The organism is Streptomyces sp. MCA2 (assembly GCF_023544705.1).
Taxonomy (GTDB): domain Bacteria; phylum Actinomycetota; class Actinomycetes; order Streptomycetales; family Streptomycetaceae; genus Streptomyces; species Streptomyces decoyicus.
The window spans coordinates 48,053-71,141 of record NZ_JAMJFM010000036.1 but is presented as its reverse complement, the minus strand read 5'-3'; the positions used below and the strand labels follow the sequence as shown (position 1 = coordinate 71,141).

Annotated in this window: 25 protein-coding genes; 18 read left to right on the top strand and 7 right to left on the bottom strand. The window is 72.5% G+C overall.

Annotated elements, in window-relative coordinates; genetic code table 11:
• Positions 1 to 11: 11 nt before the first annotated feature.
• The 9 genes from M8I34_RS26750 to M8I34_RS26710 all read left to right on the top strand — a co-directional run bounded on the left by M8I34_RS26750 (position 12) and on the right by M8I34_RS26710 (position 9,338).
• Complete coding sequence (locus M8I34_RS26750; RefSeq protein ID WP_030085789.1) at positions 12 to 206, top strand: hypothetical protein; 195 nt, start codon at positions 12 to 14, stop codon at positions 204 to 206.
• 125 nt (positions 207 to 331) lie between these two features.
• Positions 332 to 1,318 carry an N-acetyl-1-D-myo-inositol-2-amino-2-deoxy-alpha-D-glucopyranoside deacetylase gene (mshB, locus tag M8I34_RS26745; protein WP_250053370.1) on the top strand — a complete coding sequence of 329 codons (987 nt, stop codon included), beginning with the start codon at positions 332 to 334 and terminating at the stop codon, positions 1,316 to 1,318.
• On the top strand, positions 1,315 to 1,887 hold the full coding sequence (locus M8I34_RS26740; protein WP_250053369.1) for a DUF6113 family protein: 573 nt from the start codon (positions 1,315 to 1,317) through the stop codon (positions 1,885 to 1,887). Before mshB ends, M8I34_RS26740 begins: the two co-directional genes overlap by 4 nt.
• Before the next feature lie 215 nt (positions 1,888 to 2,102).
• Positions 2,103 to 4,283 (top strand): hypothetical protein, encoded by a 2,181-nt coding sequence (locus M8I34_RS26735; protein ID WP_250053368.1) that lies wholly within the window; start codon positions 2,103 to 2,105, stop codon positions 4,281 to 4,283.
• Between the two features lie 161 nt (positions 4,284 to 4,444).
• Positions 4,445 to 5,416, top strand: coding sequence for an ABC transporter ATP-binding protein (locus M8I34_RS26730; RefSeq protein ID WP_250053366.1), 972 nt, complete (start codon positions 4,445 to 4,447; stop codon positions 5,414 to 5,416).
• Positions 5,413 to 6,150 (top strand): ABC transporter permease, encoded by a 738-nt coding sequence (locus M8I34_RS26725; RefSeq protein ID WP_250053364.1) that lies wholly within the window; start codon positions 5,413 to 5,415, stop codon positions 6,148 to 6,150. The genes M8I34_RS26730 and M8I34_RS26725 overlap by 4 nt, the downstream gene beginning before the upstream one ends.
• A gap of 10 nt (positions 6,151 to 6,160) precedes the next feature.
• On the top strand, positions 6,161 to 7,408 hold the full coding sequence (locus M8I34_RS26720) for a sensor histidine kinase (protein ID WP_250053362.1): 1,248 nt from the start codon (positions 6,161 to 6,163) through the stop codon (positions 7,406 to 7,408).
• A gap of 92 nt (positions 7,409 to 7,500) precedes the next feature.
• Entirely contained in the window at positions 7,501 to 8,106 is a 606-nt protein-coding gene (locus M8I34_RS26715; RefSeq protein WP_279614401.1) for a response regulator transcription factor, read from the top strand.
• Between the two features lie 113 nt (positions 8,107 to 8,219).
• Entirely contained in the window at positions 8,220 to 9,338 is a 1,119-nt protein-coding gene (locus M8I34_RS26710) for a PP2C family protein-serine/threonine phosphatase (RefSeq protein WP_244418852.1), read from the top strand.
• Here the strand turns inward: M8I34_RS26710 and M8I34_RS26705 are convergent.
• Positions 9,305 to 10,171, bottom strand: a complete 867-nt coding sequence (locus M8I34_RS26705) for a transglutaminase-like domain-containing protein (protein ID WP_250053360.1) — start codon at positions 10,169 to 10,171, stop codon at positions 9,305 to 9,307. The two genes, M8I34_RS26710 and M8I34_RS26705, sit on opposite strands and share 34 nt — an antisense overlap.
• 15 nt (positions 10,172 to 10,186) lie before the next feature.
• The gene (locus tag M8I34_RS26700) at positions 10,187 to 11,266 is read right to left on the bottom strand and encodes an N-acetyltransferase (protein WP_250053358.1); all 1,080 of its coding nucleotides are present in this window, start codon (positions 11,264 to 11,266) and stop codon (positions 10,187 to 10,189) included.
• 140 nt (positions 11,267 to 11,406) lie between these two features.
• Here M8I34_RS26700 and fdxA point away from each other — a divergent pair, with 140 nt between their 5' ends.
• Both fdxA and dapC read left to right on the top strand, forming a co-directional pair.
• Complete coding sequence (gene fdxA / locus M8I34_RS26695) at positions 11,407 to 11,727, top strand: ferredoxin (protein WP_030981535.1); 321 nt, start codon at positions 11,407 to 11,409, stop codon at positions 11,725 to 11,727.
• A gap of 179 nt (positions 11,728 to 11,906) precedes the next feature.
• On the top strand, positions 11,907 to 13,040 hold the full coding sequence (dapC, locus tag M8I34_RS26690; protein WP_250053356.1) for a succinyldiaminopimelate transaminase: 1,134 nt from the start codon (positions 11,907 to 11,909) through the stop codon (positions 13,038 to 13,040).
• Positions 13,041 to 13,156: 116 nt separating this feature from the next.
• Here dapC and M8I34_RS26685 read toward each other — a convergent pair whose 3' ends face one another.
• Both M8I34_RS26685 and M8I34_RS26680 read right to left on the bottom strand, forming a co-directional pair.
• Positions 13,157 to 13,609 carry an ATP-binding protein gene (locus M8I34_RS26685; RefSeq protein WP_250053354.1) on the bottom strand — a complete coding sequence of 151 codons (453 nt, stop codon included), beginning with the start codon at positions 13,607 to 13,609 and terminating at the stop codon, positions 13,157 to 13,159.
• 302 nt (positions 13,610 to 13,911) lie between these two features.
• Entirely contained in the window at positions 13,912 to 14,856 is a 945-nt protein-coding gene (locus M8I34_RS26680) for a heavy metal transporter (protein WP_250053352.1), read from the bottom strand.
• 40 nt (positions 14,857 to 14,896) lie between these two features.
• Between M8I34_RS26680 and dapE the strand changes: the two genes are divergently transcribed.
• Positions 14,897 to 15,988 carry a succinyl-diaminopimelate desuccinylase gene (gene dapE, locus M8I34_RS26675; protein WP_250053350.1) on the top strand — a complete coding sequence of 364 codons (1,092 nt, stop codon included), beginning with the start codon at positions 14,897 to 14,899 and terminating at the stop codon, positions 15,986 to 15,988.
• Between the two features lie 124 nt (positions 15,989 to 16,112).
• Positions 16,113 to 16,862 carry a TIGR00730 family Rossman fold protein gene (locus M8I34_RS26670; protein ID WP_250053348.1) on the top strand — a complete coding sequence of 250 codons (750 nt, stop codon included), beginning with the start codon at positions 16,113 to 16,115 and terminating at the stop codon, positions 16,860 to 16,862.
• Positions 16,863 to 16,893: 31 nt separating this feature from the next.
• Here the strand turns inward: M8I34_RS26670 and folP are convergent, their stop codons facing one another.
• The gene (gene folP, locus M8I34_RS26665) at positions 16,894 to 17,754 is read right to left on the bottom strand and encodes a dihydropteroate synthase (RefSeq protein ID WP_250053339.1); all 861 of its coding nucleotides are present in this window, start codon (positions 17,752 to 17,754) and stop codon (positions 16,894 to 16,896) included.
• 92 nt (positions 17,755 to 17,846) lie between these two features.
• Here folP and M8I34_RS26660 point away from each other — a divergent pair, with 92 nt between their 5' ends.
• Both M8I34_RS26660 and M8I34_RS26655 read left to right on the top strand, forming a co-directional pair.
• Positions 17,847 to 18,296, top strand: coding sequence for a DivIVA domain-containing protein (locus M8I34_RS26660; RefSeq protein WP_250053336.1), 450 nt, complete (start codon positions 17,847 to 17,849; stop codon positions 18,294 to 18,296).
• Positions 18,293 to 18,898 carry a DNA-3-methyladenine glycosylase I gene (locus tag M8I34_RS26655; protein WP_284050836.1) on the top strand — a complete coding sequence of 202 codons (606 nt, stop codon included), beginning with the start codon at positions 18,293 to 18,295 and terminating at the stop codon, positions 18,896 to 18,898. Before M8I34_RS26660 ends, M8I34_RS26655 begins: the two co-directional genes overlap by 4 nt.
• Before the next feature lie 66 nt (positions 18,899 to 18,964).
• Here the strand turns inward: M8I34_RS26655 and M8I34_RS26650 are convergent, their stop codons facing one another.
• Positions 18,965 to 19,765: an enoyl-CoA hydratase/isomerase family protein gene (locus tag M8I34_RS26650; protein ID WP_250053334.1), complete on the bottom strand. Its 801-nt coding sequence runs from the start codon at positions 19,763 to 19,765 to the stop codon at positions 18,965 to 18,967.
• Between the two features lie 334 nt (positions 19,766 to 20,099).
• Between M8I34_RS26650 and M8I34_RS26645 the strand changes: the two genes are divergently transcribed.
• A complete protein-coding gene (locus M8I34_RS26645) occupies positions 20,100 to 20,267 on the top strand; it encodes a DUF3117 domain-containing protein (protein ID WP_006603288.1) in 168 nt (55 codons plus the stop codon).
• A gap of 151 nt (positions 20,268 to 20,418) precedes the next feature.
• On the opposite strand, the gene M8I34_RS26640 is transcribed toward M8I34_RS26645, so the two are convergent.
• Complete coding sequence (locus M8I34_RS26640; protein ID WP_244418841.1) at positions 20,419 to 21,102, bottom strand: O-methyltransferase; 684 nt, start codon at positions 21,100 to 21,102, stop codon at positions 20,419 to 20,421.
• A 286-nt stretch (positions 21,103 to 21,388) separates the two neighbouring features.
• Between M8I34_RS26640 and sigE the strand changes: the two genes are divergently transcribed.
• A complete protein-coding gene (sigE, locus tag M8I34_RS26635) occupies positions 21,389 to 22,081 on the top strand; it encodes an RNA polymerase sigma factor SigE (protein WP_030981556.1) in 693 nt (230 codons plus the stop codon).
• Entirely contained in the window at positions 22,078 to 23,043 is a 966-nt protein-coding gene (locus tag M8I34_RS26630) for a zf-HC2 domain-containing protein (protein ID WP_250053332.1), read from the top strand. The genes sigE and M8I34_RS26630 overlap by 4 nt, the downstream gene beginning before the upstream one ends.
• Positions 23,044 to 23,089 lie beyond the last annotated feature (46 nt).

Here is a 23,089-nt window from a genome sequence, read left to right as displayed (position 1 = left end):
GGTGAGCCGCCGTGGCACTCTCGATTTCGGCGGTGGTGCTGCTGGCGATCATCGTCTTCCTGCTTGTCAGGAAGTCCGGACTGAAGGCCGCGCATGCGTTTGTGTGCATGCTGCTGGGCTTCTATCTGGCCAGCTCGTCCATCGCTCCGACGATCAAGCAGCTGACGACGAACGTCGCCGGCATGCTGGGGAACATCAAGTTCTGATCCCTCCCCGGCCGGTCCCGTCCACCGTGCGCCCGTCCTCCGTGCACCCGTCCTCCGGCCGGGTGTACGGGTGGCGGGCGGGATCGCCTGCGGGAGGCGGACCGGGCGGCTCGTAGGCTGTCGGTATGACCGATCAGCCCGCCCGCCCCCGGCCGGCCCCCTCCGGGGGGAGCGCTTCGCGTCCGGCCCTCTCCCGCCGGTTGCTGCTGGTGCATGCGCACCCCGACGACGAGTCGATCAACAACGGCGTGACCATGGCCAAGTACGCGGCCGAGGGCGCGCAGGTCACCCTGGTGACCTGCACACTCGGCGAGGAGGGCGAGGTCATCCCGCCCGAGCTGGCCGCTCTCGCGCCGGACCGCGACGACGCCCTCGGCCCGTACCGCGCCCGTGAGCTGGCCGCCGCGATGGAGGCCCTGGGCGTCACGGACCACCGCCTCCTCGGCGGGCCGGGCCGCTACCGGGACTCCGGGATGATGGGCGCGGCGCAGAACGAGCGTCCCGACGCCTTCTGGCAGGCCCCGCTCGACGAGGCGGCCGCCCATCTGGTGGCCGTGATCCGTGAGGTCGGGCCGCAGGTTCTGGTCACCTATGACCCGAATGGCGGATACGGCCACCCCGATCACATCCAGGCCCACCGGGTGGCCATGCGCGGCGCCGAGCTGGCCGCGCAGGCGGATTTCCGGCCCGAGCTGGGCGGCGCGCATCAGATCGCGAAGATCTACTGGAACTGCAACCCGCGGTCCGTGGTCGAGGAGGGTTTCGAGCGGCTGCGGGCGGCCGGTCACACCTTCCCCGGAGTCGCCACCGTCGACGATGTGCCAGGGGTGGTGCCGGACTCCGAGGTCACGGCGTCCCTCACCGGCGATCCGGCGCACCGGGCCGCGAAGGCCGCGGCGATGCGGGCGCACTACACCCAGATCGCGGTCGACGGGCCGTTCTTCGCGCTCTCCAACGACTTGGGTCAGCCGCTGTTCGGCACGGAGCACTATCGGCTGGTGCGCGGTGTGCCGGGCGCCGCGGGTGGCGCGCGCGAGGACGACCTTTTCGCGGGTATCGGCGAAATGGTGGGTATGGAGGAGAGTGCCCGGATCGAGGAGGCGGCGGAATGAGTACGGCGAAGGGCGGCGGCGGCCGTGCCGAGGGAAACGGCGGCGGGGCCTCCGGTAACGGCGGCGCGGCGTCCGGCGGCAAGGGCGGCGCGGCCTCCGGCAAGGGGCAGCGGTCGAGGGCGGGCGCGGGCGGTACGTCCGGTGCGCGGTCCGGCCCTCCCGTGACGCCCGCGGCCGGTGCCGCGCTGACCGCGCCGCTGACGCCGGGCCGGGTGGGCATATATGTGCTGCTGCTGGTCGCGGGCGTGCTGGTCGCGTTCGCCGGAGCGCTGGTGCAAGCGGCCTGGTTCCCCGGCGGGTTGGTGCTGGCGCTGGCCGGTGTCGGCGGCCTCTTCTACGGGGGCGGCCGGGCGACCGGCACCTCGGCGGGCGTCCTGGTGCCCGGCGCGGCATGGCTGGTCACGGTGTTCCTGCTGGTCAGCAATGTCCGGCCGGAGGGCGACTTTTTCTTCGGCGCGGGGCTCGGCTCGTACATCTTCCTGCTCGGCGGCATTCTGGTCGCTGTGATCTGCGCCACCGCCGTCCGGGTGGGCGCTACGGGCGTCCGGTACGGCCGAGTTGGCGGATGACGTGGGCCATAACGGGACGGATGCCGCGCGGCTCCGGGTGAACGGACCGGGGGCCGGGGGTTTGCGCGCGGCGGCGGTGTTCGTACGCTCCCCGGGTGGCCGCCCGCGGCGGACAGTATGGTGGTGCGCGCCGTCGCGCCGCCCTGGGGGCACCCCCCGGCCTGTGGCCGGGGATCATCTCTGACGAGCGGCGGAGCCAACCGGGAGAACCTGCTTTGAGTCGTGAATCTGACAGTTCGTCCTCCGGCCCCCAGGGCCGTGGCGGAGCCGCGTACCCCTCAGGGACGCCGCCGTACGGCTCGCCCAGGGGAGATGCCGACCAGGCGCCGGCGCCCGGTGCCGCGGCGCAGCCGGAGGAGCCCAAAACCGAGACCACGCTGACGACGCGGATCAAGATCAACATTCCGGGGTCGCGCCCCATCCCGCCGGTCGTCGTGCGCAAGCCCGTCGGTGAGGAGTCCGGCATGAGCGGATCATCCGGTTCCGGCGGTTCCGCCGGTTCCCGAGGGGCGCCCCGCCCCGCCCGCGGCAGCGAGCGGAACGCGGAGCGCACGGCCAGCACCCCCCGGCCCGACGCTCCGGCGGACGAGGCTCCCGCGGGCGGCCAGGCCGAGAAGCCCAGTGACTGGTTCGCGCCGCGCAAGGGGCAGCAGTCCTCCACCGGGTCCCATGCCATGCCGCCCGCCCCGGGCGGTGCGACCCCGCCGCGGCCACCGGCCGGCGCCAAGCCGCCGCAGCGCCCCGACCTGCCGTACTTCTCCGACAACCCGGCCCCGCAGGACGGTGCCTCGCCGTTCGACGGCGGAGGCCGGCCGGGCGGCGGTGCCCAGCCGGGCGGTGCCTCGCCGTTCGACAGCGGTGCGCGGGGCGGCGGTTCGCCGTTCGACGAGGGCCGGCCGGGCGGCGGTTCGCCGTTCGACGGTGCGGCCGCCGGCAGCGGTTCGCCGTTCGACGCCGCCGCCGGTCCCACCCGGGACCACACCCCGTTCGACGCCCCGGCGGGCGGCCCCAGCGGCCCCACGACCGGGCCGGCGCGCGGCAATGCGTCGCTCAACCTCCCGCCCGGTTTCAGCAACCCCGGCACCGGCAGCACGCCCCCGATCAGCGACGACACCGCGGAGCTCACCCCGCAGCCGCCGGCCCCGCTCGCAGGCCCTGGCAGCGGCCTCGGCGGCGCGGGCGGTATCGCGGGCGGACTGCCCGGCGGTCCCCAGGGCACGGCGCCCGGCGGCCCGAAGGGCAAGCGCGGCGCCAAGGACCCCCAGGCGGGCGCCCCCGGCGACCGCGGCCGGGTGTCCGGCGACACGCTGGTCAGCGGTATCCCGAAGGTCCCCGGGGCCGAGGGGCCGTCGTCCCCGTCGCCGTTCGCGGCAGCCCCGGGCGATGACGGCGAGAGGGCCGCCCCGAAGCCGCGGCCCAAGATCCCCGAGCCGATCAACCCGCCCAAGAAGGGCCGCAACAAGCTCGTTCTCGTGGGCGTTGCCGTCGTGGTCCTGGCCGGTGTCGCCTACGGTGCGGGGCTGCTGCTCGACCACGCCGATGTGCCCAACGGCACCACCGCGCTGGGCGTGGACATCGGCGGCACCACCAGGGAAGACGCCGTCAAGAAGCTGGAGACGGCGCTCAAGGGCCGCCGCGCCACGCCGCTCAAGCTCACCGTCGACGGCAAGGCCGCGACCCTCGAACCCGACAAGGCCGGTCTGGACATCGACCCGCAGGCGACGGTCCGCAAGGCGGCCGGCCGGGACTACAACCCGGTCTCCGTCATCGGCTCGCTGTTCGGCGGTACGCGCACGGCCGAGCCGGAGGTGGTCGTCGACGACGAGAAGCTCCAGATCGCCCTGGCGAACGTCGCCGGGCCCTCGGGCGCCGCCAAGGACGGCGGGATCACCTTCGAGAACGGCAAGGCGGTGCCGCACTACGGCGTGCCCCACAAGGCGATCGATGTGAAGGCGTCCAAGAAGAAGGTCACCGACGCCTACCGCAACCGCGCCACGACCGGCGCCGACGCACCGGTGGTGCTGGCCGCGAGCACGCAGCAGCCGCAGGTCGACAAGGCCGCGGTGGACAAGGCGCTGGAGCAGTTCGCCAAGCCCGCGATGTCCGGCCTGGTGACGGTCCGTACGGACGCGGCGCACACGGTCTCCTTCAGCCCGCAGAAGTCCATCCCGAAGTTCCTGTCCTTCAAGATCGTCGATGGCGGTCTGGTGCCGTACTACGACCGGCCGGCCCTCAAGGAGCTCTACGGAGACACCTTCAACGGCGTCACGGTGACCAAGGGCGACGGCTCCAAGCACCCGGTCAGCGTCGAGGAGGTGGCGAGCGCGGTCGGCAAGGCCCTGCTCGGCACCGGAGCGGCGGAGCGGGTCCAGACCATCGCCACGAACGGCAACTGACCGCCACCCGGCGCGAAACCGCAGGTAAGAGGCCCCCGCAGGGCGGCTTCTCGGCACCCCCCGAGAAGTCCCCCAGGGGGCCTCACCCATGACAGATGTCATGCCACAGTGCATACGGTCGGCACTGCCGCGCGCGGTGCGGATCCCGGAAGCTGAAGAGCATGACGACCACAGCGACCACCACAGCCACCACCGCGCAGGGGGCGGACCGGGCCCCCGTGGTCAGTTTCCGGCAGGTCAGCAAGAGTTACGGCGCGGTGCGCGCGGTGGCCGACCTGGATCTGGAGCTGGCCCCGGGTCAGACCGTCGCCCTCCTCGGCCCGAACGGCGCGGGCAAGTCCTCGACCCTCGACCTGCTCCTCGGGCTGCGCAGCGCCGACTCCGGCAGCGTGACCCTCTTCGGCACGACCCCGCAGCGCGCCATCGAGCAGGGCAGGGTCGGCGCGATGCTCCAGAGCGGCGGCCTGATGGACGGCGTCAAGGTCAAGGAGCTGGTGGGGCTCGCCCGCGATCTGCATCCGCGCGGCTATCCGCTCGACCGGATCCTGGCCACCGCCGGTATCACCGACATCGCCGACCGCATGGTCGACAAGCTCTCCGGCGGCCAGGCGCAGCGGGTGCGCTTCGCCCTCGCCACCGCCGGCGCCAACGACCTGATCGTGCTGGACGAGCCGACCACCGGCATGGACGTCTCCGCCCGGCAGGCCTTCTGGGGCGCGATGCGCGAACAGGCCCAGCAGGGCCGTACGGTCCTCTTCGCGACCCACTACCTCGAAGAGGCCGACGAGATCGCCGACCGGGTGATCGTGCTGCACCGCGGCCGGGTGCTGGCCGACGGCACGGCCGCCGAGATCAAGGCCAGGGCCGGCGCCCGCCGGGTCACCTTCGAGCTCGACGAGCCGGTCGACCGCGAGGCGCTGCACGGCCTGCCCTGCCTGACCGCCCTGGAGGTCTCCGGACGCACGGTCCGTCTCCAGTCGCACGACGCCGACGCCACCGTCCACGCCCTCTACGGCCTCGGCGTCTACCCGCACCACCTCGAAGTCTCCGGCCTCGGCCTGGAACAGGCCTTCATCGCCCTGACCACCGCTTCCGACGCGACCTCCGCCACCGCCGAGGAGGCGGCCCGATGACCACTCTGATCAAGCTGGAGATCATCCGCGCACTGCGCAACAAGAAGTTCATGTTCTTCTCGGTGATCTACCCGCCGGCGCTGTATCTGATCATCGCCGGCGGCGCCGACAGCAAGCCGATCCCCGGTATGAAGCTGGACATGGGGCTCTATTTCATGGTGTCGATGGCAGCATTCGGTGCCATGACCGCGGTGCTGCTGGGCAACAGCGAGCGGATCGCCAAGGAGCGGGAGAAGGGCTGGGTGCGGCAGCTGAGGCTGACGGCGCTGCCCGGACGCGGCTATGTCGCCGCCAAGATGGCCGCCGCCGCGACCGTCAGCCTGCCGTCGATCCTGCTGGTGATGCTCGTCGCCGCGGTGGTCAAGGACGTACGTCTCGAGGCCTGGCAGTGGATCGCCATCGCCGCGGGCACCTGGCTCGGCAGCTTCGTCTTCGCCGCCTTGGGCGTCGCCATCGGCTATCTGGCCACTGGTGACGCGGTCCGCCCGATCTCTATGCTGTGCTACTTCGGCCTGGCGTTCCTCGGCGGCCTGTGGATGCCGCTGACGATCCTGCCCCAGTGGGTGCAGAACATCGCCGAGTGGGTGCCGACCCACGCGTACACCGCGCTCGGCACCGCCGTCGAGGCCGGCCAGGCCCCGCACGGGAAGGACATGGCCATCCTGGCCGGGTATCTGCTGGTCTTCACCGGCGCCGCGGCCTGGCTCTACCGCAAGGACACCCGGAAGGCGTGAGGCACGGGAGATGACGAGCGAGCCCAAGGGCGCCGGCCCCATGATGATCGGGCAGCCGCCCCGTACGCGCCGCCAGGCGCTCGGCAAGATGATGTGGATCGGCATCTGGCTGCTGTATCTGGCCGGCCCGGTGGGCCAGCTGCTGCGGGTCGGCGCCTCCACGACCGAGCGGATCGGCGGCGGCCTGGGGCTCGTGGCCTTCGTGCTCTCCTACTTCGTCGTGGTCTTCCGTCATATGTGGCGGAAGACCAGAGGCCCGTTGATGTACGCCGCTCTGGCCCTGATGCTGGCGTTGTCCACCGCGCTCTCGTGGACGCTGGGCTTCTCGTGGCTGGTGCTGTTCATCTTCACCAGCGTGGCCACTGCCGTGGTGCTCCCCTGGCGGCAGTCCCGCTGGACCATCCCGCTGGTGACCGCGGTGCTGCTCGCCGTCGGGGCGCGCTATCCGGAGATCCGCGCCTACTACTTCTTCGCCTACGGCCTGCCCGCGCTGGGCAGCGGCTTCATGATGGTCGGGGTGCAGCATCTGATCCATACGACCACGGAGCTGCGCGCCGCCCGCCAGGAGGTCGCCCGCCTCGCCGCCAACGAAGAGCGGCTGCGCCTCGCCCGCGATCTGCACGACCTCCTCGGCCACTCCCTCTCGCTGATCACGCTCAAGAGCGAACTGGCCGGGCGGATGCTGCCCGACCGGCCGTCCGACGCCGCCCGGCAGGTCGCCGACATCGAACAGGTCAGCAGGCAGGCGCTGGTCGATGTGCGGGAGGCGGTCACCGGCTACCGCAGACCCCGGCTCGCCGTCGAACTCGCCGGGGCGCGGGCCGCGCTGCGCACGGCAGGAGTCGAGGCCGGCGCCGACCCGGCCCTGGAGAGCGAGTACCGCGGGCTCGCGCCGGATGAGGAGAGCGCGCTGGCCTGGGCGCTGCGGGAGGCCGTCACCAACGTCATACGGCACAGTGGCGCCCGCCACTGCGAGCTGCTGCTCAGCGAGGAGTGGGAGGCCGACGAGAGCCGCTCGCTGTGCCTTGCGGTGCTCGACGACGGCGCCGGCCCGCCCCGCGCCCAGCACGACGGCAACGGCCTCAGCGGTCTGCGCGAACGCCTCACCCGGGCCGGCGGCCGCCTGGAAACCGGCCCCGCCCCGCGCGGCCCCGGCTTCGCCCTGCGCGCCTTCGTCCCCCTGGGCACCGCCGCCCCGGCGGCCGGCGCAGTCCTCGCCCCGGAGATATCCCCCGAGCCCCTCAACGACCCGGCGTAGGAGCACCGCCCGCCGGCAACCGGCCAGGGGGCCAACGGACCAAGGCGGCACCGAGCCGATCCGCCCCTCCCGTACGCCTTAAGCTGGCCCGCGTGATCAGACTGCTGCTGGCGGAGGACCAGTCCATGGTCCGGGAGGCGCTGGCCGCGCTGCTGTCGCTGGAGGCCGATCTGGAGGTCGTGGCCCAGGCGGCGCGCGGGGACGAGGTGCTCCCGGCCGCGCGGGCCCACCCCGTGGATGTCGCACTGCTGGACATCGAGATGCCCGGCCTCAGCGGACTGGACGCCGCGGCCGCGCTGCGTGCCGAACTGCCCGGCGTGAAGATCGTCATCCTCACCACCTTCGGTCGCCCCGGCTATCTGCGCCGCGCGATGGAGTCCGGCGCCGACGCCTTTCTGGTCAAGGACGCCCCGGCGGCCCGGCTCGCGGACGCGGTACGACGCGTCCTGCGCGGCGAGCGGGTCATCGACCCCGTGCTGGCGGCGGCCGCGCTCGCCGACGGCGCCAGCCCGCTGACCGAGCGGGAGCGGGAGGTGCTGCGGACGGCCGCCGACGGCGCCACCAACGCCGAGATCGCCGGTGCCCTGCATCTGTCCCAGGGCACCGTCCGCAACTACCTCTCCACCGCCATCCAGAAAACGGGTGCCCGCAACCGCGCCGAGGCGGTCCGCACGGCCCGCGACAAGGGCTGGCTGTAGCCACCGGGCAGGCACCGGCCAGCCACCCGGGGGCCCTGACCTCCGGCCCCGCCGCCCTCGGGGACCTTCGCCCCGGTGCGGTGCCGGTCGGCGTCCCGCACTCTTGAAGTGTTATGCCTGCCGACCGACCCACGGAGAGCAGCCACCTCGCTCCCGCGCTGCTGATCCTCGCGATCTTCGTCGTCGCGGTCCTGGACGCCACGACCAGCCCTGAGCTGCATATCTCGGCCTTCTTGGGCATTGCCCCGCTGTACGCCGCGCTGCGCTGGTCGTTCCGGATGACGCTCCTGGTGGCAGCCGTCTTCGTCGTGTGCCTGACCTACGTCGACATCTTCACGGTCCCCGACTGGGCCCCGGCCAGCCGGGTCGTCGGCATCTTCGGCGTGATCCTGGTGGCCGTCTTCTCCCTGATGCTGTGCCGCACCCGCCTCCAGCGGGAGGCGCTGCACGCCCGTACGCGCCTGGTGGCCGACACGGTGCAGCGGGCGATGCTGCGCGAGCTGCCGCTCAACGCGGGGCCCGTCGAGGCGTACGGCTTCTATGTCTCCGCCCAGGAGGGCGCCCGGGTCGGCGGCGACATCTACGAGGCCATCGACACGCCGCACGGGCTGCGGCTGATGATCGGCGATGTGCAGGGCAAGGGCATGCCGGCGATCGGCGCGGGCCTGGAGGTGCTGGCGTCGTTCCGGGAGGCCGCACAGCATCTGGAGTCGCTGGACTCGGTGGCCGAACGCATGGAGCAGGCGCTGGCCCGCTACAACACCCGTTCGGTCGAGCAGGGCGGCGACGAGCGCTTCGTCACGGCGCTGCTGATGGAGGTGCGCGGCCCGGCGCAGGGCCGGGTGCTCTCCTGCGGCCATATCCCGTACTACCTGGTGCACGGCGGCGAGGTCTCCGAGCGCCGGGAGGGCGAGGGCGGACTGCCGCTCGGCCTGGGCGGGCTCAGCGGCGAGCCCCGCCACAGCGTCCGGGTCCACCCCGACCCCGACGACTGGCTGGTGCTGTGCACGGACGGGGTGACCGAGGCACGCGGCAAGGACGGCGAGTTCTACCCGCTGGCCGAACGGCTGGCCGGGTGGACGGACCTGGAGCCCGCCGAGCTGGCCCGTACCCTCCGTGCCGATCTGGAAAGCTTCACCGACGGCGAGCTCAAGGACGACGCGACCGTGCTGGTCGTCCGGCGCAGTCCGGCCGCCGCTCAGTTGAGCATGGCGCGCGCGGCCGCGGCCTGACGCCGTATCGCGGTCGCACCGGCCGGCTCGACGGCCTCCACCACCCGGGCGTACTCCTCCAGCTCGGCCGCTCCGGTCAGAAACTCACCACGCTGGACGAGCAGTTGGGCGCGCTCATGGCGCAGCCGCGCCGGATGGCTCGGCAGCAGCAGCGACAGCTCCAGCGCCCACAGCTGCACCGCGCTGTGCTCCGGTCGCGCCTGCGCCCAGGCCCGGATGTTGTTCAGCACCCGCAGCACGATCTCCAGCGGGTCGGCGGGCGTCATCATCCGCTCGTTCAGCGGCTCACCGGTCGCGCCCGCGACCAGCAGCCCCGCGTCCTCTTCGGTGAGCAGCCGCCCGCCCGCGAACGGATCGGCCAGGACATGCGCGCCGGCGGGATCACCGAAGCCGACGACGAAGTGACCGGGCAGAGCGACCCCGTAGACGGGTGCGCCGGCCCGCCGCGCCACCTCCATCCACACCACCGACAGCAGGATCGGCAGGCCCCGGCGCCGCCGCAGCACCTCGTGCAGCAGCGAGGACTCCAGCCGCCGGTAGTCGGCGGGCGAGCCGCCGAAGCCGCACCGGGTGCCGAGCAGCTCGGCGAGATTGCGGGCCCAGGCACCGGGGCCGCCGGCCGGGGAGAACGGCAGCAGCCCGGCCAGCCGGTCCAGCTCGATCTGGGCCGCGTCGAGACCTGCCTCGTCCGGCGCCGGATCGGCCTCGGCGCCGATCAGCAGGCACAGCAGTGCCAGATCGGGCCGCTCGGCGCGCGCGGCGTCGGCGAACTGCTGCCGCCGTGCGGCGCGGGCGTCGTCCGGCTCCGGCTCCGGATCGGGTGCGTGGGGCATGGGAGGGGCACCCCTTCAGTGCCGGCCGCCGCCCGGCAGGGCGCGCCGGTAGTGGTAGCCGTGGTGGTCGGTGAAGCCGAGCCGGTCGTAGAACGCGAGGGCGCCCGCGTTGTCCGCCTCGACCTGGAGGTACGCCGCCGAGGCGCCCTCCTCAAGGGCCCGCTCGGCGAGCGCCGCCATCACCAGCGTGGCCAGCCCCTGACGGCGTGCGGCCGGCGCCACTTCGAGCGCCGCGAAGCCCGCCCAGCGCCCGTCGACGACCAGCCGCCCGATCGCCGCCGTCCCGCCGTCCGCGTCGTGCACCGTCGCGAACCACACCGAGGGGCCGCCGGTCAGCACCTTCAGGGCGTTCCGCGCGGCCTCGCCGGCCCGGTCGGCCTCGCCGGTGCGGTTGTACAGCGCCAGCCAGTCCGCGTCCGGCTCCCGGGACAGCGCGACGCGGGAAAGGTCCGCGTCGGTGTCGGCGAGCGGCGCCAGTGCCGCGGTCCGGACCGTGGTGTGCCGCTCGTCGGCCCAGCCGCGCTCCGCCAGCGCCGCGGCCAGCTCCTCATCGGTGTCCGCCCGCCCCGTGGCGACCACGATCACCGCCGGCAGCCCGCGCTCGTCATACCACTGGCCGATCCGCTCCAGCGCGGTGTCCAGGGGGACACCGGCCTCGCCGAGCGGCAGGACGGAGTTGGCGCGGCGGGTGAATCCCCCCGAAGCCCGCAGTGTCCATTCCCCGAGACGTGCTGTCTCGACAGCGGGCCAGCCACGGGCCGCGACCTGCTGGAGCTCCCGGGCGGTGGCCGCCGGCCCTCGCCGGCGGACCGGCTCCGCCGAGGAGGGGTGCGCGGCTCCCCGGGGGGTGGTGGCCGGGCGGCGGGCGGGCACCACCTTGGCCGCCACCAGCGAGGACTCCGCGATCCGGACGCACTCACCGTTGCGCCGTGTGATGCTCAGCACACCTTCGTCCCAGGATGTGAGAACCCCGACCGCGTCCGTGAACGTCGCCTCCCCCGCCCCACCCCCGGTCAGACGCCGGACGGATACCCTTTTGCCCACGTCAGCACGGGTGATGCGGACCTCCGCGTGGCCGCCGGCCAGGAATTCCATCGCTCAAACCGCCCCTCTTGTTCGTCTCGCGCCCGGGAACGGAGATACTAGATGGCGGGCATCGACGACGCCGCGCTCCCGCGCGCCCAGCGGCGGTACTGCCAATCGGTCCGCCGGCCCTACCGAGGAGGAACGACAGCGTGACCTACGTCATCGCGCAGCCTTGTGTCGACGTCAAGGACAAGGCGTGCATCGAGGAGTGCCCGGTCGACTGCATCTACGAGGGCAAGCGGTCCTTGTACATCCACCCGGACGAATGCGTCGACTGTGGTGCCTGTGAGCCGGTCTGCCCGGTCGAGGCCATCTTCTACGAGGACGACACCCCGGAGGAGTGGAAGGACTACTACAAGGCGAATGTGGAGTTCTTCGACGAGCTCGGCTCGCCCGGTGGTGCCAGCAAGCTCGGCCTGATCGACCGCGATCACTCGTTCATCGCGGCGCTGCCGCCGCAGAACCAGTAACGACCCGAGGACCGAGGGGGAGCCCGCCCGCTCCCCTTCGCCTCCGACGTCGTCGGGGGCGCCCCCCGGTGTGAGCCGGGGGAGGTCGCACGGCGCCGCCCGGTCCCGTACGGCCACCTCGCCGTACGGGACCGCTGCGTTGTGCGCCGGTGTCCCGCACCACTGAGAAAGAGAGCACCGTGGGCGCAGCATCGTCTCCCCAGCCCGTCTCCCCCCGCGCGTCGCTCCGCGACCGCCTGCCCGCCTTCCCGTGGGACCGCCTGGAGCCGTACAAGACCACCGCCGCCGCGCACGCCGACGGCATCGTCGACCTGTCCGTCGGCACCCCGGTCGACCCGGTTCCCGCGGTGGTCCAGCAGGCGCTGACCGCCGCGGCCGACAGTCCGGGCTATCCGACGGTGTGGGGCACGGCCGCGCTGCGGGACGCGCTCACCGGCTGGGCGGCCGACCGCCTCGGTGCCCAAGGCCTGGAGCACACCAATGTGCTGCCGGTCGTCGGCTCCAAGGAGCTGGTGGCCTGGCTGCCGACCCAGCTGGGCCTGGGCCCGGGGGACAAGGTCGGCTACCCGCGCCTGGCCTACCCGACGTACGAGGTCGGAGCCCGTCTGGCCGGGGCCGAGCCGGTCGTCTACGACGAGCCCTGGGAGCTGGACCCCAGCGGCCTGAAGCTGCTCTGGCTGAATTCGCCGTCCAACCCGACCGGCCGCGTGCTGAGCGCCGACGAGCTGCGCCGCACCGTCGCCTGGGCGCGCGAGCACGGTGTGCTGGTCTTCAGCGACGAGTGCTACCTCGAACTGGGCTGGGAGGCCGACCCGGTCTCCGTGCTGCACCCGGACATCTGCGGCGGCTCCCACGACGGCCTCGTCGCCGTCCACTCCCTCTCCAAGCGCTCCAACCTCGCCGGCTACCGCTCCGCGTTCCTCGTCGGCGACGCCGCGGTCCTCGGCGACCTGCTCCAGATCCGCAAGCACGGCGGCATGATGATCGCGGCGCCCGTCCAGGCCGCCACCGTCGCGGCGCTGGGCGACACCGCCCATGTCGCCGAGCAGCGCGAGCGCTACGCCCGCCGCCGCGCCGCGCTGCGGTCCGCCTTCGAGGCCGCGGGCTTCCGCATCGAGCACAGCGAGGCCTCGCTCTACCTCTGGGCGACCCGGGACGAGCCCTGCTGGGACACCGTCGGCGAGCTCGCCGGGCGCGGCATCCTCGTCGCCCCCGGCGACTTCTACGGTGCCGCGGGGGACCGGTTCGTACGGATCGCCTTCACCGCCACCGACGAGCGGGTGGCCGCCGCGGTGCGCCGGCTGGCGGAGTGAGCCGCCGCCACGGAACGACGCACCACGACGCATAACCACGCGCAACGACGCGCAGGGGCCCGGGGAGAGCGAACTCCCCGGGCCCCTGCGCGTCGTACGGGCGGACTGCCGGCCGGTCAGCGGCCGCCGAGCGGGAGGCCGCCGAGCAGGCCCTGGGCCGGGGCGAGCAGGCCCTGGGGCGACCCGACCAGGTCCTTGGCGAGCGGCAGCGCGTTGGTGGTGACGCCGTGCTTGGCGACCGGACGGACCACGCTCTCCGCCTTGTCGGCGGCACCCTGGGTGAGCGGCATGGCCTTCTTCACGACCGGACCGGCGGTCTCGACGAGCGCCGGGGCGAGCTTCGTGGCCGCCTTGCTGCCGGCCGCGTTCACCAGGCCGACGCCGTGGCGCGCGGTGTGGTCGAGGGTCTCGCTGGTGTTGTGGGAGTCCAGGGGCGCCGTCAGCCCGCCGAGTGCCTTGGCGGCCGGTTCCGCAGCGGTCGCGGAACCTGCCGCAGCGACCACGGGAGCGGCACCCACTGCAACGAGCAGGGCGGCTCGGGCGATCCGACGCGTAACGGGGAGGGACATGGTGCTCCTTTGACGGAGAAGGACTCGTACTTCTGACAGATGTGCCATGTCCGCCTGGCGGACGCACTGACTACCGCGTCAGAACCCCGAAGGTTGCGGTGAACTCCGGTAAAGAGTTGGTAACGCGTCACATAATCCGCCCTGGAGAAAGAAGGGCAATATGCGCACGGCCCGGTGGGCTGCGGAAACGTCACAGCCCTTTGCGTGCAAGGGAATTGACCGAGCGCACCCATGCGGTCCGGCCAACTCCCTTACGCATCAAAGGAATTGCCGCCCATGCCCCTTTAGGGGGACCAGGCAAACTATTGCTCGGTGATGATACGAACGTTGCGCGCGGCCGCCGCGGAAGCGGCCGGCTTCTGCTGCCAGCCCTTCCCCGAATCGGCCGCGGTCCACGTCCGGCCGGCGTAAGAGATCTGTTCGATGTGCAGCTCGGCGGAGTGCGCGACGGCCCACGTCGCCAGCTCCCAGCCGCGCCGCGAGGCATCGCCCGCGGCCACCACCGGACCGGCCGCCTTCACCGGTATCGTCACGCCGCGCCCGTCGCCCGCGCTGCGGCCGCCGGAGCCGCCCGCCCGTGGCAGCACCTGGGGGCCGAACTCCCGCACCAGCTTCTCCCGCACCTTCGCGGCGTCGGCGCCCCCGCTGCCCACCGGGCGGCTCTCGGTGCAGGTCATCGCGCCCTGGTCGCGCCCCGTGAGCGCCCCGGTCAACTGCGCGGCGTTCGCCTCGTGTTTGGCGTAGGCCTGCGGATAGCCGCTGTGCTGGACCTTCTGCGCGGCGACGGTCAGCGGCAGCCGGGAGTAGCCGGGCACGTTCGCCAGATGCCGGTAGAACTCCCCGGCCGAGTAGACGGGATCCATGATCTTCTTCACGGTGCCCCAGTCCTGCGACGGCCGCTGCTGGAAGAGCCCGACCGAATCCCGGTCGCCGAAGTCGATGTTGCGCAGCCCCGACTCCTGCATCGCGGTCGCCAGCGCGATGGTCACCGCCCGCTCCGGCAGCCCGCGCGAGGACGCCACGGCCGAGATCGTCGCGGCGTTCGCGGCCTGCTCAGGGGACAGCTCGTAGGCCTCGGCGCCGCCCTCGGCGCCGCCCTCGGCGCGCACCGTGCAGCTCGGCGCCCCGGGGCCACCGGTCACGTACTGCACCACGAGGTAGACGGCCAGTCCGATCAGTACGGAGACGGCCGCGGTGATACGCCACCGGCGGCTGCGGCGGAGGGGGGCTGAGGGCTGCGCGGACACGGGCCCACCGTACTGGAGTGCTGCCGATAGGGTCGGATTCATGGAGCGCCGCACAGACCACCCCGCCCTCGACCTGTCGCTCGACGCCGCCGCGCTCACCGCGCAGCTCGTCGACTTCCCCTCCGAGAGCGGCAACGAGAAGGACCTCGCCGACGCCGTCGAGCACGCCCTGCGCGCGCTCCCGCATCTGACCGTCGACCGCCACGGCAACAACGTCGTGGCCCGTACGCACCTGGGCCGCGAGGAGCGGGTGGTGCTCGCCGGCCATCTCGACACCGTGCCGATCGCCGGCAACGTCCCCTCCCGGCTGGACGAGAACGGCGTCCTGTGGGGCTGCGGCACCTGCGACATGAAGTCCGGCGTCGCCGTCCAGCTGCGGATGGCCGCCACGGTCCCGGCACCCAACCGCGACCTGACCTTCGTCTTCTACGACCAGGAAGAGGTCGCCGCGCACCTCAACGGGCTCGGCCATGTCGCCGACGCCCACCCCGACTGGCTCGCCGGCGACTTCGCCGTCCTCCTGGAGCCCTCCGACGGCCAGGTGGAGGGCGGCTGCCAGGGCACCCTGCGGGTCCTGCTGCGCACCACCGGTGAGCGCGCCCACTCCGCCCGCAGCTGGATGGGTGCCAACGCGATCCACGCCGCCGCCCCGATCCTGGCGAAGCTCGCGGCGTACGAACCGCGCCGCCCGGTCATCGACGGCCTCGAATACCGCGAGGGCCTCAACGCCGTACGCGTCGGGGGCGGCGTCGCCAACAACGTCATCCCGGACGCCTGCACGGTCACCGTGAACTTCCGCTACGCACCGGACCGCACCCCGGACGAGGCGCTGGCCCATGTACGCGAGGTCTTCGCGGACTGCCCGGTGGACGAGTTCGTCGTCGACGACCACTCCCCGGGCGCGCTGCCCGGACTCTCCCACCCGGCGGCCAAGGCCTTCATGGAGTCCGTCGGCGGCAGCGCGATGCCCAAGTTCGGCTGGACCGATGTCTCCCGCTTCAGTGCGCTGGGCGTCCCGGCCGTCAACTACGGCCCCGGCTACTCGCTGCTTGCACACAAGAAGGACGAACGGGTCGAGACCGACCGCATCCTGCACTGCGAGGAGCGGCTGCGCGCCTGGCTGACCGCCTGACGGCCCGGCCGCTGCTCCCGGGACCGGCCGCCGCCGGACCGCATACCCGGCGAATTCCCCTGCTCTTCACGTCGGCGGATCTACGCTGAAACGGCAAACGATCTGCCAGCGGAGGGAGCACGACATGGCCAGTCCCGAGGGAGCACCGGTCCCCGAGGAGCAGCGGCTGGGTCCCGTACTGCGCCGCCAGGACCAGGTGCGTACCGGCACCACGGACCAGCGCCTGCTGGACTCCGAAGGCCCTTCCGAGTGGGTGCACACCGATCCCTGGCGCGTGATGCGCATCCAGTCGGAGTTCGTCGAGGGCTTCGGCGCGCTGGCCGAGCTCGGCCCGGCCGTCAGCGTCTTCGGCTCGGCCCGTACGCCGCGCGACTCCAAGGAGTACGACGCCGCCGTACGGATCGGGCGGGCCCTGGTGGAGGCCGGATTCGCGGTGATCACGGGCGGCGGCCCCGGCGCCATGGAGGCGGCCAACAAGGGCGCCAACGAGGCCGGGGGCACCTCCGTCGGGCTGGGCATCGAGCTGCCCTTCGAACAGGGCATGAACGAGTACGTGAACCTCGGCGTCGACTTCCGCTACTTCTTCGTCCGCAAGACGTGTTTTGTGAAGTACGCCCGGGGGTTCGTGGTGCTCCCCGGCGGGCTCGGCACCCTCGACGAGCTCTTCGAGGCGCTCACCCTCGTCCAGACCCGTAAGGTCACCCGCTTCCCGATCGTGCTGTTCGGCACGGCCTACTGGAGCGGACTGGTCGACTGGCTGCGCGACACCCTCATCGCCGAGGGCAAGGCGTCGATGCACGACCTGGAGCTCTTCCACCTCAGCGACGACGTGGACGAGGCGATCGCGCTGGTGACCAAAGAAGTCGGGATCTGAGGCAGGGGCCGGGATCTGAGGCCCGGACTCCTCAGGCCAGTCCCCGGCGGGCGACCGCCGGGGGCCGGTGGCCGGCGATCGAGGCCACCATGTCCAGCACCTGACGGGTCTCGGCGACCTCGTGGACCCGGTAGACCTGCGCGCCCAGCCAGGCCGAGACGGCGGTGGTCGCGAGGGTGCCGAGCACCCGCTCCTTGACCGGCTTGTCGAGCGTCTCGCCGACGAAGTCCTTGTTGGACAGCGAGACCAGCACCGGCCAGGCGGTGTCCGTCATCTCGCCCAGCCGGCGGGTCGCCTCCAGGCTGTGCCGGGTGTTCTTCCCGAAGTCGTGCCCCGGGTCGATCATGATCGCGTCCCGCCGGACGCCGAGCTCCACGGCCCGCTCGGCCAGCCCGAGCGTCACCCGCAGGATGTCCGCCATCACGTCGTCGTACGTCACCCGGTGCGGGCGGGTACGCGGTTCGGCGCCGCCCGCGTGTGTGCACACCAGGCCCACGTCGTAGCGCGCCGCGACCTCCGCGAGCCGCGGATCGACCCCGCCCCAGGCGTCGTTGAGCAGATCCGCGCCGGCCTCGCACACCGCCTCGCCGACCTCGTGCCGCCAGGTGTCGACGCTGATCACCACATCGGGGAAGCGCTTGCGCACCTCGGCCACGAACCCGACCGTGCGGCGGGCCTCCTCCGCGGCGTCGACCTCCTCGCCGGGACCGGCCTTGACGCCGCCGATGTCGATGATCGCGGCACCGTCGGCCACCGCCTGTTCCACCCTGGCCAGCGCGGGTTCGTCACGGAACGTGGCGCCCTGGTCGTAGAACGAGTCCGGCGTCCTGTTGACGATCGCCATGATCACCGGCTCGTGCGCCCCGAACTCGCGATTCCCCAGCCGCAGCATTCCCTGACTCCCTCTTCATGGTCCGGGAGCGACCCTAACTGTCACACCCGCATGGCACGATCAGTGCAGGCACATAGTCCGGGGAGTTGGTCGTGTTCTGGTTCTTGCTGATCGCGATGGTCGTGGTGGTGGCCGCCGTCACCCTCGTCGTCGTCGGCGGCGGTGACGGCGGTGGGCTGCGGGACGCCGAGCCGGACCGGCTGTACGACCCGCTGCCGGAGGACCGCCCGGTGGCCCGCGCCGATGTGGAAGCCGTCCGCTTTCCGGTGACCGTCCGTGGCTACCGCATGGACGAGGTCGACGACGTCCTGGACCGCCTGGGCGCCGAACTCGCCGAGCGCGACGCCCGGATCGCCGAACTGGAGGCCGCGCTGGCCGGAGCGCACGCCTCCGCCATGGGCGGCCCGGGGCTGATACAGGACGGCCCGCCCGTGCTCGGGCCGGTCAAGGAGACGCGTCCGGCCCCCGGGCCCGGCGCCCCGGAGCACCCCGGGACATCCGAAGCGCCCGGGACGGACCAGGAAGGCGTGGAGCGGGCATGAGCGGCGTGGTGACGGAACCGGACGGCATCCCGCGCTGCCCCTGGGGCATGGCGTCGGCGCAGATGGCCGACTACCGCGCGTACCACGACACCGAATGGGGCCTGCCGGTCCACGGCGACGACGCCCTCTTCGAGCGGATGAGCCTGGAGGCGTTCCAGTCCGGGCTCTCCTGGATCACGATCCTGCGCCGCCGCCCCGGCTTCCGCGCCGCGTTCGCCGGTTTCCGGATCGCCGAGGTGGCGCGGTTCACGGACGCGGACGCCGAGCGGCTGCTCGCCGACCCGGGCATCATCCGCAACCGCGCCAAGATCGCCGCGACGATCAACAACGCCAGGATCGCCGCCGAGCTGGCCGCGGGCGAACTCGACGGCCTCATCTGGTCCTACGCCCCCGACCGGGCCGGCCGGCCGGTGCCGCGCACGATCAGCGATCTCCAGCCGGTGACCCCGGAGTCGACGGCGCTCGCCAAGGACCTCAAGAAGCGCGGCTTCCGCTTCGTCGGCCCGACCACCGCGTACGCGATGATGCAGGCCTGCGGCCTGGTCAACGACCATCTGGCGGACTGCCATGTCCGTCAGGCCGTGGAAGCGGCGGCCGGCTGACCCGGACCGGGCAGCGGGTGCGGGTCAGCGGGGCCGCGGAAGCGTGGCCGGGTCAGCGGGTGCGGGTCAGCGGCCCAGGAAGACCGGCTTCTCCTTCTTCACGAACGCCTCGACCGCGATGTGGTGGTCCTCCGAGGCCCCGGCCCGCCCCTGGAGCTCGTCCTCCTTGCCGAGGGTCTCGGCGAGCGTGTGCCCCGCCCCGTAGGCCAGCGACTCCTTGAGGGCGGCATACGCGGCGGTCGGGCCCGCGGCCAGCCGGCGGGCGACGGCCGCGGCCGTGGCGGCCAGCTCGTCGGCCGGGACCACCTTGTTGGCGATTCCCAGGTCGTACGCCTCCTGGGCGCTGATGTTGCGCGGGAAGAGCAGCAGATCGGCGGCCCTGCCATGGCCGATCAGCCGGGGCAGCGTCCAGGACACCCCGGAGTCCGCGGTCAGCGCGACGCCCGCGAAGGAGGTGTTGAAGGCCGCGGAGTCGGCGACGACGCGGTAGTCGGCGGCGAACGCAAAACCCGCGCCGGCCCCCGCGGCGACCCCGTTGACGCCCGCGACCACGGGCTTGGGCATCTCGGTCAGCGCCGTCACGATCGGGTTGTAGTGCTCACGCACGGTGTTCATGGTGCCGCCGGTGCCATGGGCCCGGTCCTCGGCCAGCAGGCCGATGTGCTCCTTGAGGTCCTGCCCGACGCAGAAGGCGCGCCCGGTGGCGGTCAGCAGAACGGCGCGTACGGCCGGATCGGCGGCCGCCTCCTTGAGGGTGTCCCGCAGCAGGACCTTCGCCTCGATATTCAGCGCGTTCATCGCGTCGGGGCGGTTGAGAGTGATCGTCGCGAGTCCGTCGGTCACGTCATAGAGCACGGTGTCGGCCATAGTGTGGAGTCCCCTCCGTCGCGGCTCGGACTGCTCGGCAGCGGCAGTCAGCGCTCAGGATGCCGGAGATCATCGGGCCTCGGCATGTGACGTACATCAAAGATTGCGGGCGCGTCGGAGGTCGCCGGGCGGAGAAGTATTGCAGCCACCTCCCCGAATTGAGGGGGTTTGAGAGAGCGGGTTGCCGAAGGGATGCTGCCCGATGTTGGTCATCGGGTCGTTCGATGCGGGATAATGGCCTGGAAGCAATCTGTTCGATGCCGGTGACACGTGCCTATTCGGGCCGTCGGCTGAGATGAGCTTGATTGAGCTGGTTTCAGGAAGGGGAACGAGCATGGCGGCCATGAAGCCGCGGACGGGTGACGGCCCGCTCGAGGTGACCAAGGAGGGGCGGGGCATCGTCATGCGCGTTCCGCTCGAAGGCGGCGGGCGGCTCGTCGTCGAGCTGACCCCGGACGAAGCCAAGGCCCTGGGTGAGGCCCTGGACAAGGTCACCGTCTGACAAGGGCGGCGCAACCGGCGGTTTCCCGGGGCTGACCCCGGTATCCCCAGCCGAGATACCCCGGCCCCCGCACGTGGCGCGCAGTGAAGGCGCGCCACGTGCCGGGGCCGTTTCATGTCCTCCCCGGTACCGGTGCCGGTACCGGTGCAGGTCAGCCGCGCTTGACCGCGCAGAGCAGGCCGTCGCCGACCGGCAGCAGGGCCGGCACCAGCGTGGTGCTCTCCCGGACGGCCCGCAGCAGTTCCCGCAGCCGCAGTACCTCGGCGGGCTGCATCGCGGAGTCGACCGTACGGCCGTCGGCGAAGACGCCCTCGAAGCAGACCAGGCCGCCGGGGCGCAGCAGACGCAACGATTCAGCGAGATATTCCAGGCATTCCATCAGGTCGCCGTCGCAGAACACGAGGTCGTAGCCGCCGTCCGCGAGGCGGGGCAGCACGTCCAGGGCGCGGCCCGGAATGAAGCGGGCGCGGTTCCCGGCGAAGCCGGCGGAACGGAATGCCTGCTTGGCGAACGTCTGCCGCTCGGGTTCGAGATCCACGGTGGTCAGCACCCCGTCGGGACGCATGCCGTGCAGGAGATAGATGCCCGACACGCCGGTGCCGGTGCCGATCTCGGCGATCGCTTTGGCGTCCGTGGTGGCAGCGAGCAGACGCAGGGCCGCGCCGGTGCCGGTGGTCACCGTCCGGATGCCGGCTTCGCGCGCGCAGTCACGGGCCCAGCGCAGGGCGGCCTCGGCGCTGTCGTCGATGGTCCCGGCGCCGTACGCCTCGGCGAATGCCAAGTTCGTCTGCCGGTTGCCGGTAATGGCCCTCTCCTGTCCCCGTAGTTGACGCAACCGTGACTGTATCCGCTGCGTGCGGGAACCCGCAGATGGGACTGGACGTTGAGGAGAGGCAGGGGGAAGACGGGGGGATGGACCGGTGAAGACCGCGCGAGACACGCAGCAAGAACAGAAGCAGGACCAAATGCAGGTCAAAACTGCTTATCCGGAGCTAACGGGCGAGGTGGATATGGTAGGGGCTCTACTGGACACCACCAGAGCCACCAGGGGAGGTGCGGCTGCGGCGGGTGACCGAGGGGTGCTGAGGCGCTTGAAGAGGTCGTTCGCCGAGCCGAAATCCGTGACAAACACTGCTGACCGTTCCCGCCCCCATGGCCCCAAGGCCGTGGGAGGGGCCCCCGTCGCCGACTCCGCAACGACCGCGACCTTTGCCGCAGACGCGGATGCGCAGGCGTGGACGCCGCCCAGCTGGGAGGAGATCGTCAGCACCCACAGTGCGCGGGTCTACCGCCTCGCCTATCGCCTCACCGGCAATCAGCACGACGCCGAGGACCTCACCCAGGAGGTGTTCGTCCGCGTCTTCCGCTCGCTGTCGACGTACACCCCCGGCACCTTCGAGGGCTGGCTGCACCGGATCACCACCAACCTCTTCCTGGACATGGTCCGCCGCCGTCAGCGCATCCGTTTCGATGCGCTGGGTGACGATGCCGCCGAGCGGCTCCCCAGCCGCGAGCCCTCCCCGCAGCAGCATTTCAACGACACCCACTTCGACGCCGATGTGCAGCAGGCGCTGGACACCCTCGCGCCCGAGTTCCGCGCCGCCGTCGTCCTGTGCGACATCGAGGGTCTGTCGTACGAGGAGATCGCCGCGACGCTCGGTGTCAAGCTCGGTACGGTCCGCAGCCGGATCCACCGCGGCCGCTCCCATCTGCGCAAGGCGCTCAAGCACCGCGCTCCGGCCACGCGTGCCGAAGAGCGTGAGCAGCGGCGCTCGCTGGCCGTGGTGCCCACGGGGGAGGTCGGAATCGCGTGAGTGCCATGGGCGGTCCGTCCCCCGCCGAGCAGCATCTCGGCGACCGCCTCGCGGCTCTGGTCGACGGCGAGTTGGGGCATGACGCACGCGAGCGGGTGCTCGCGCATCTTGCGACATGCGGACGGTGCAAAGCAGAGGCCGACGCCCAGCGTCGGCTCAAAAGCGTATTCGCCGAGACGGCACCCCCCGGCCCGTCCGAGGGGCTGCTGGCACGGCTGCAACAGCTGCCCGGCGGCGACCCCGGCGGTCTCGGCAACGGCAGCCGGCTCGGGAACGGCAGCTTCGGACGCGGCGACTTCGCCCGCGGCGGCGGCGCGTTCCGCTACCTCCCCTCCGACAGCCACTCCGGCCACGCCATGGCAGCGGTGCCCCCACAGTCCCGCGCGCGCGGCTTCCGTGTGCAGGAGACCGACCGGCCCGCGCAGCGGCGCCGGTTCGCTTTCGCGGCGGCCGGTGCGGTCTCGCTCGCGGCCTTCGCGCTGGGCGGCGCCCTCCCGCTGGAGGCGGCCGTGGATCTGCCCGGCGGACGCGTCGACGGCGGCGGCACGGCCGTCACCCCGCTCAGCGTCAGCCCGGCGGCCGACAGCAATTCCCTCCTGCGCCGTGAGGAGTTTCCCGCCAAGAATTCCCGGTCCGGCGCCTGGCAGCAGCCGTCCGGCGGTCCCACCATGGCCCCGGCCCCCAGCGCCATGACCCTGTACGGCCCCACCACGGCGCCCCCCTCCCCGCAGTCGTCCGCGGCAGCGACCGCCCCGGCGGGACGCTTCGGCCTGTCGCCGCTGATAGCCGCGACCGGTCCGGCCTCGGCGTACCACCTCGCGCCGCTGGCTGCCGCGACCGGCAACGCCCCCGTGCGGAAGAACCCGCCCGGGCTCCCGCCCCTGGAGCCCAAGCGTCCGCTGATCGGTTCCGCGGCCGCGGCAGGCCCCTCCGTCCCTGGCTCAACCTCCGCCCACCACTGACCGTCCCCCCTGCGCAGCCCCCCTCGGAACTGGTTGAATCGCGGTG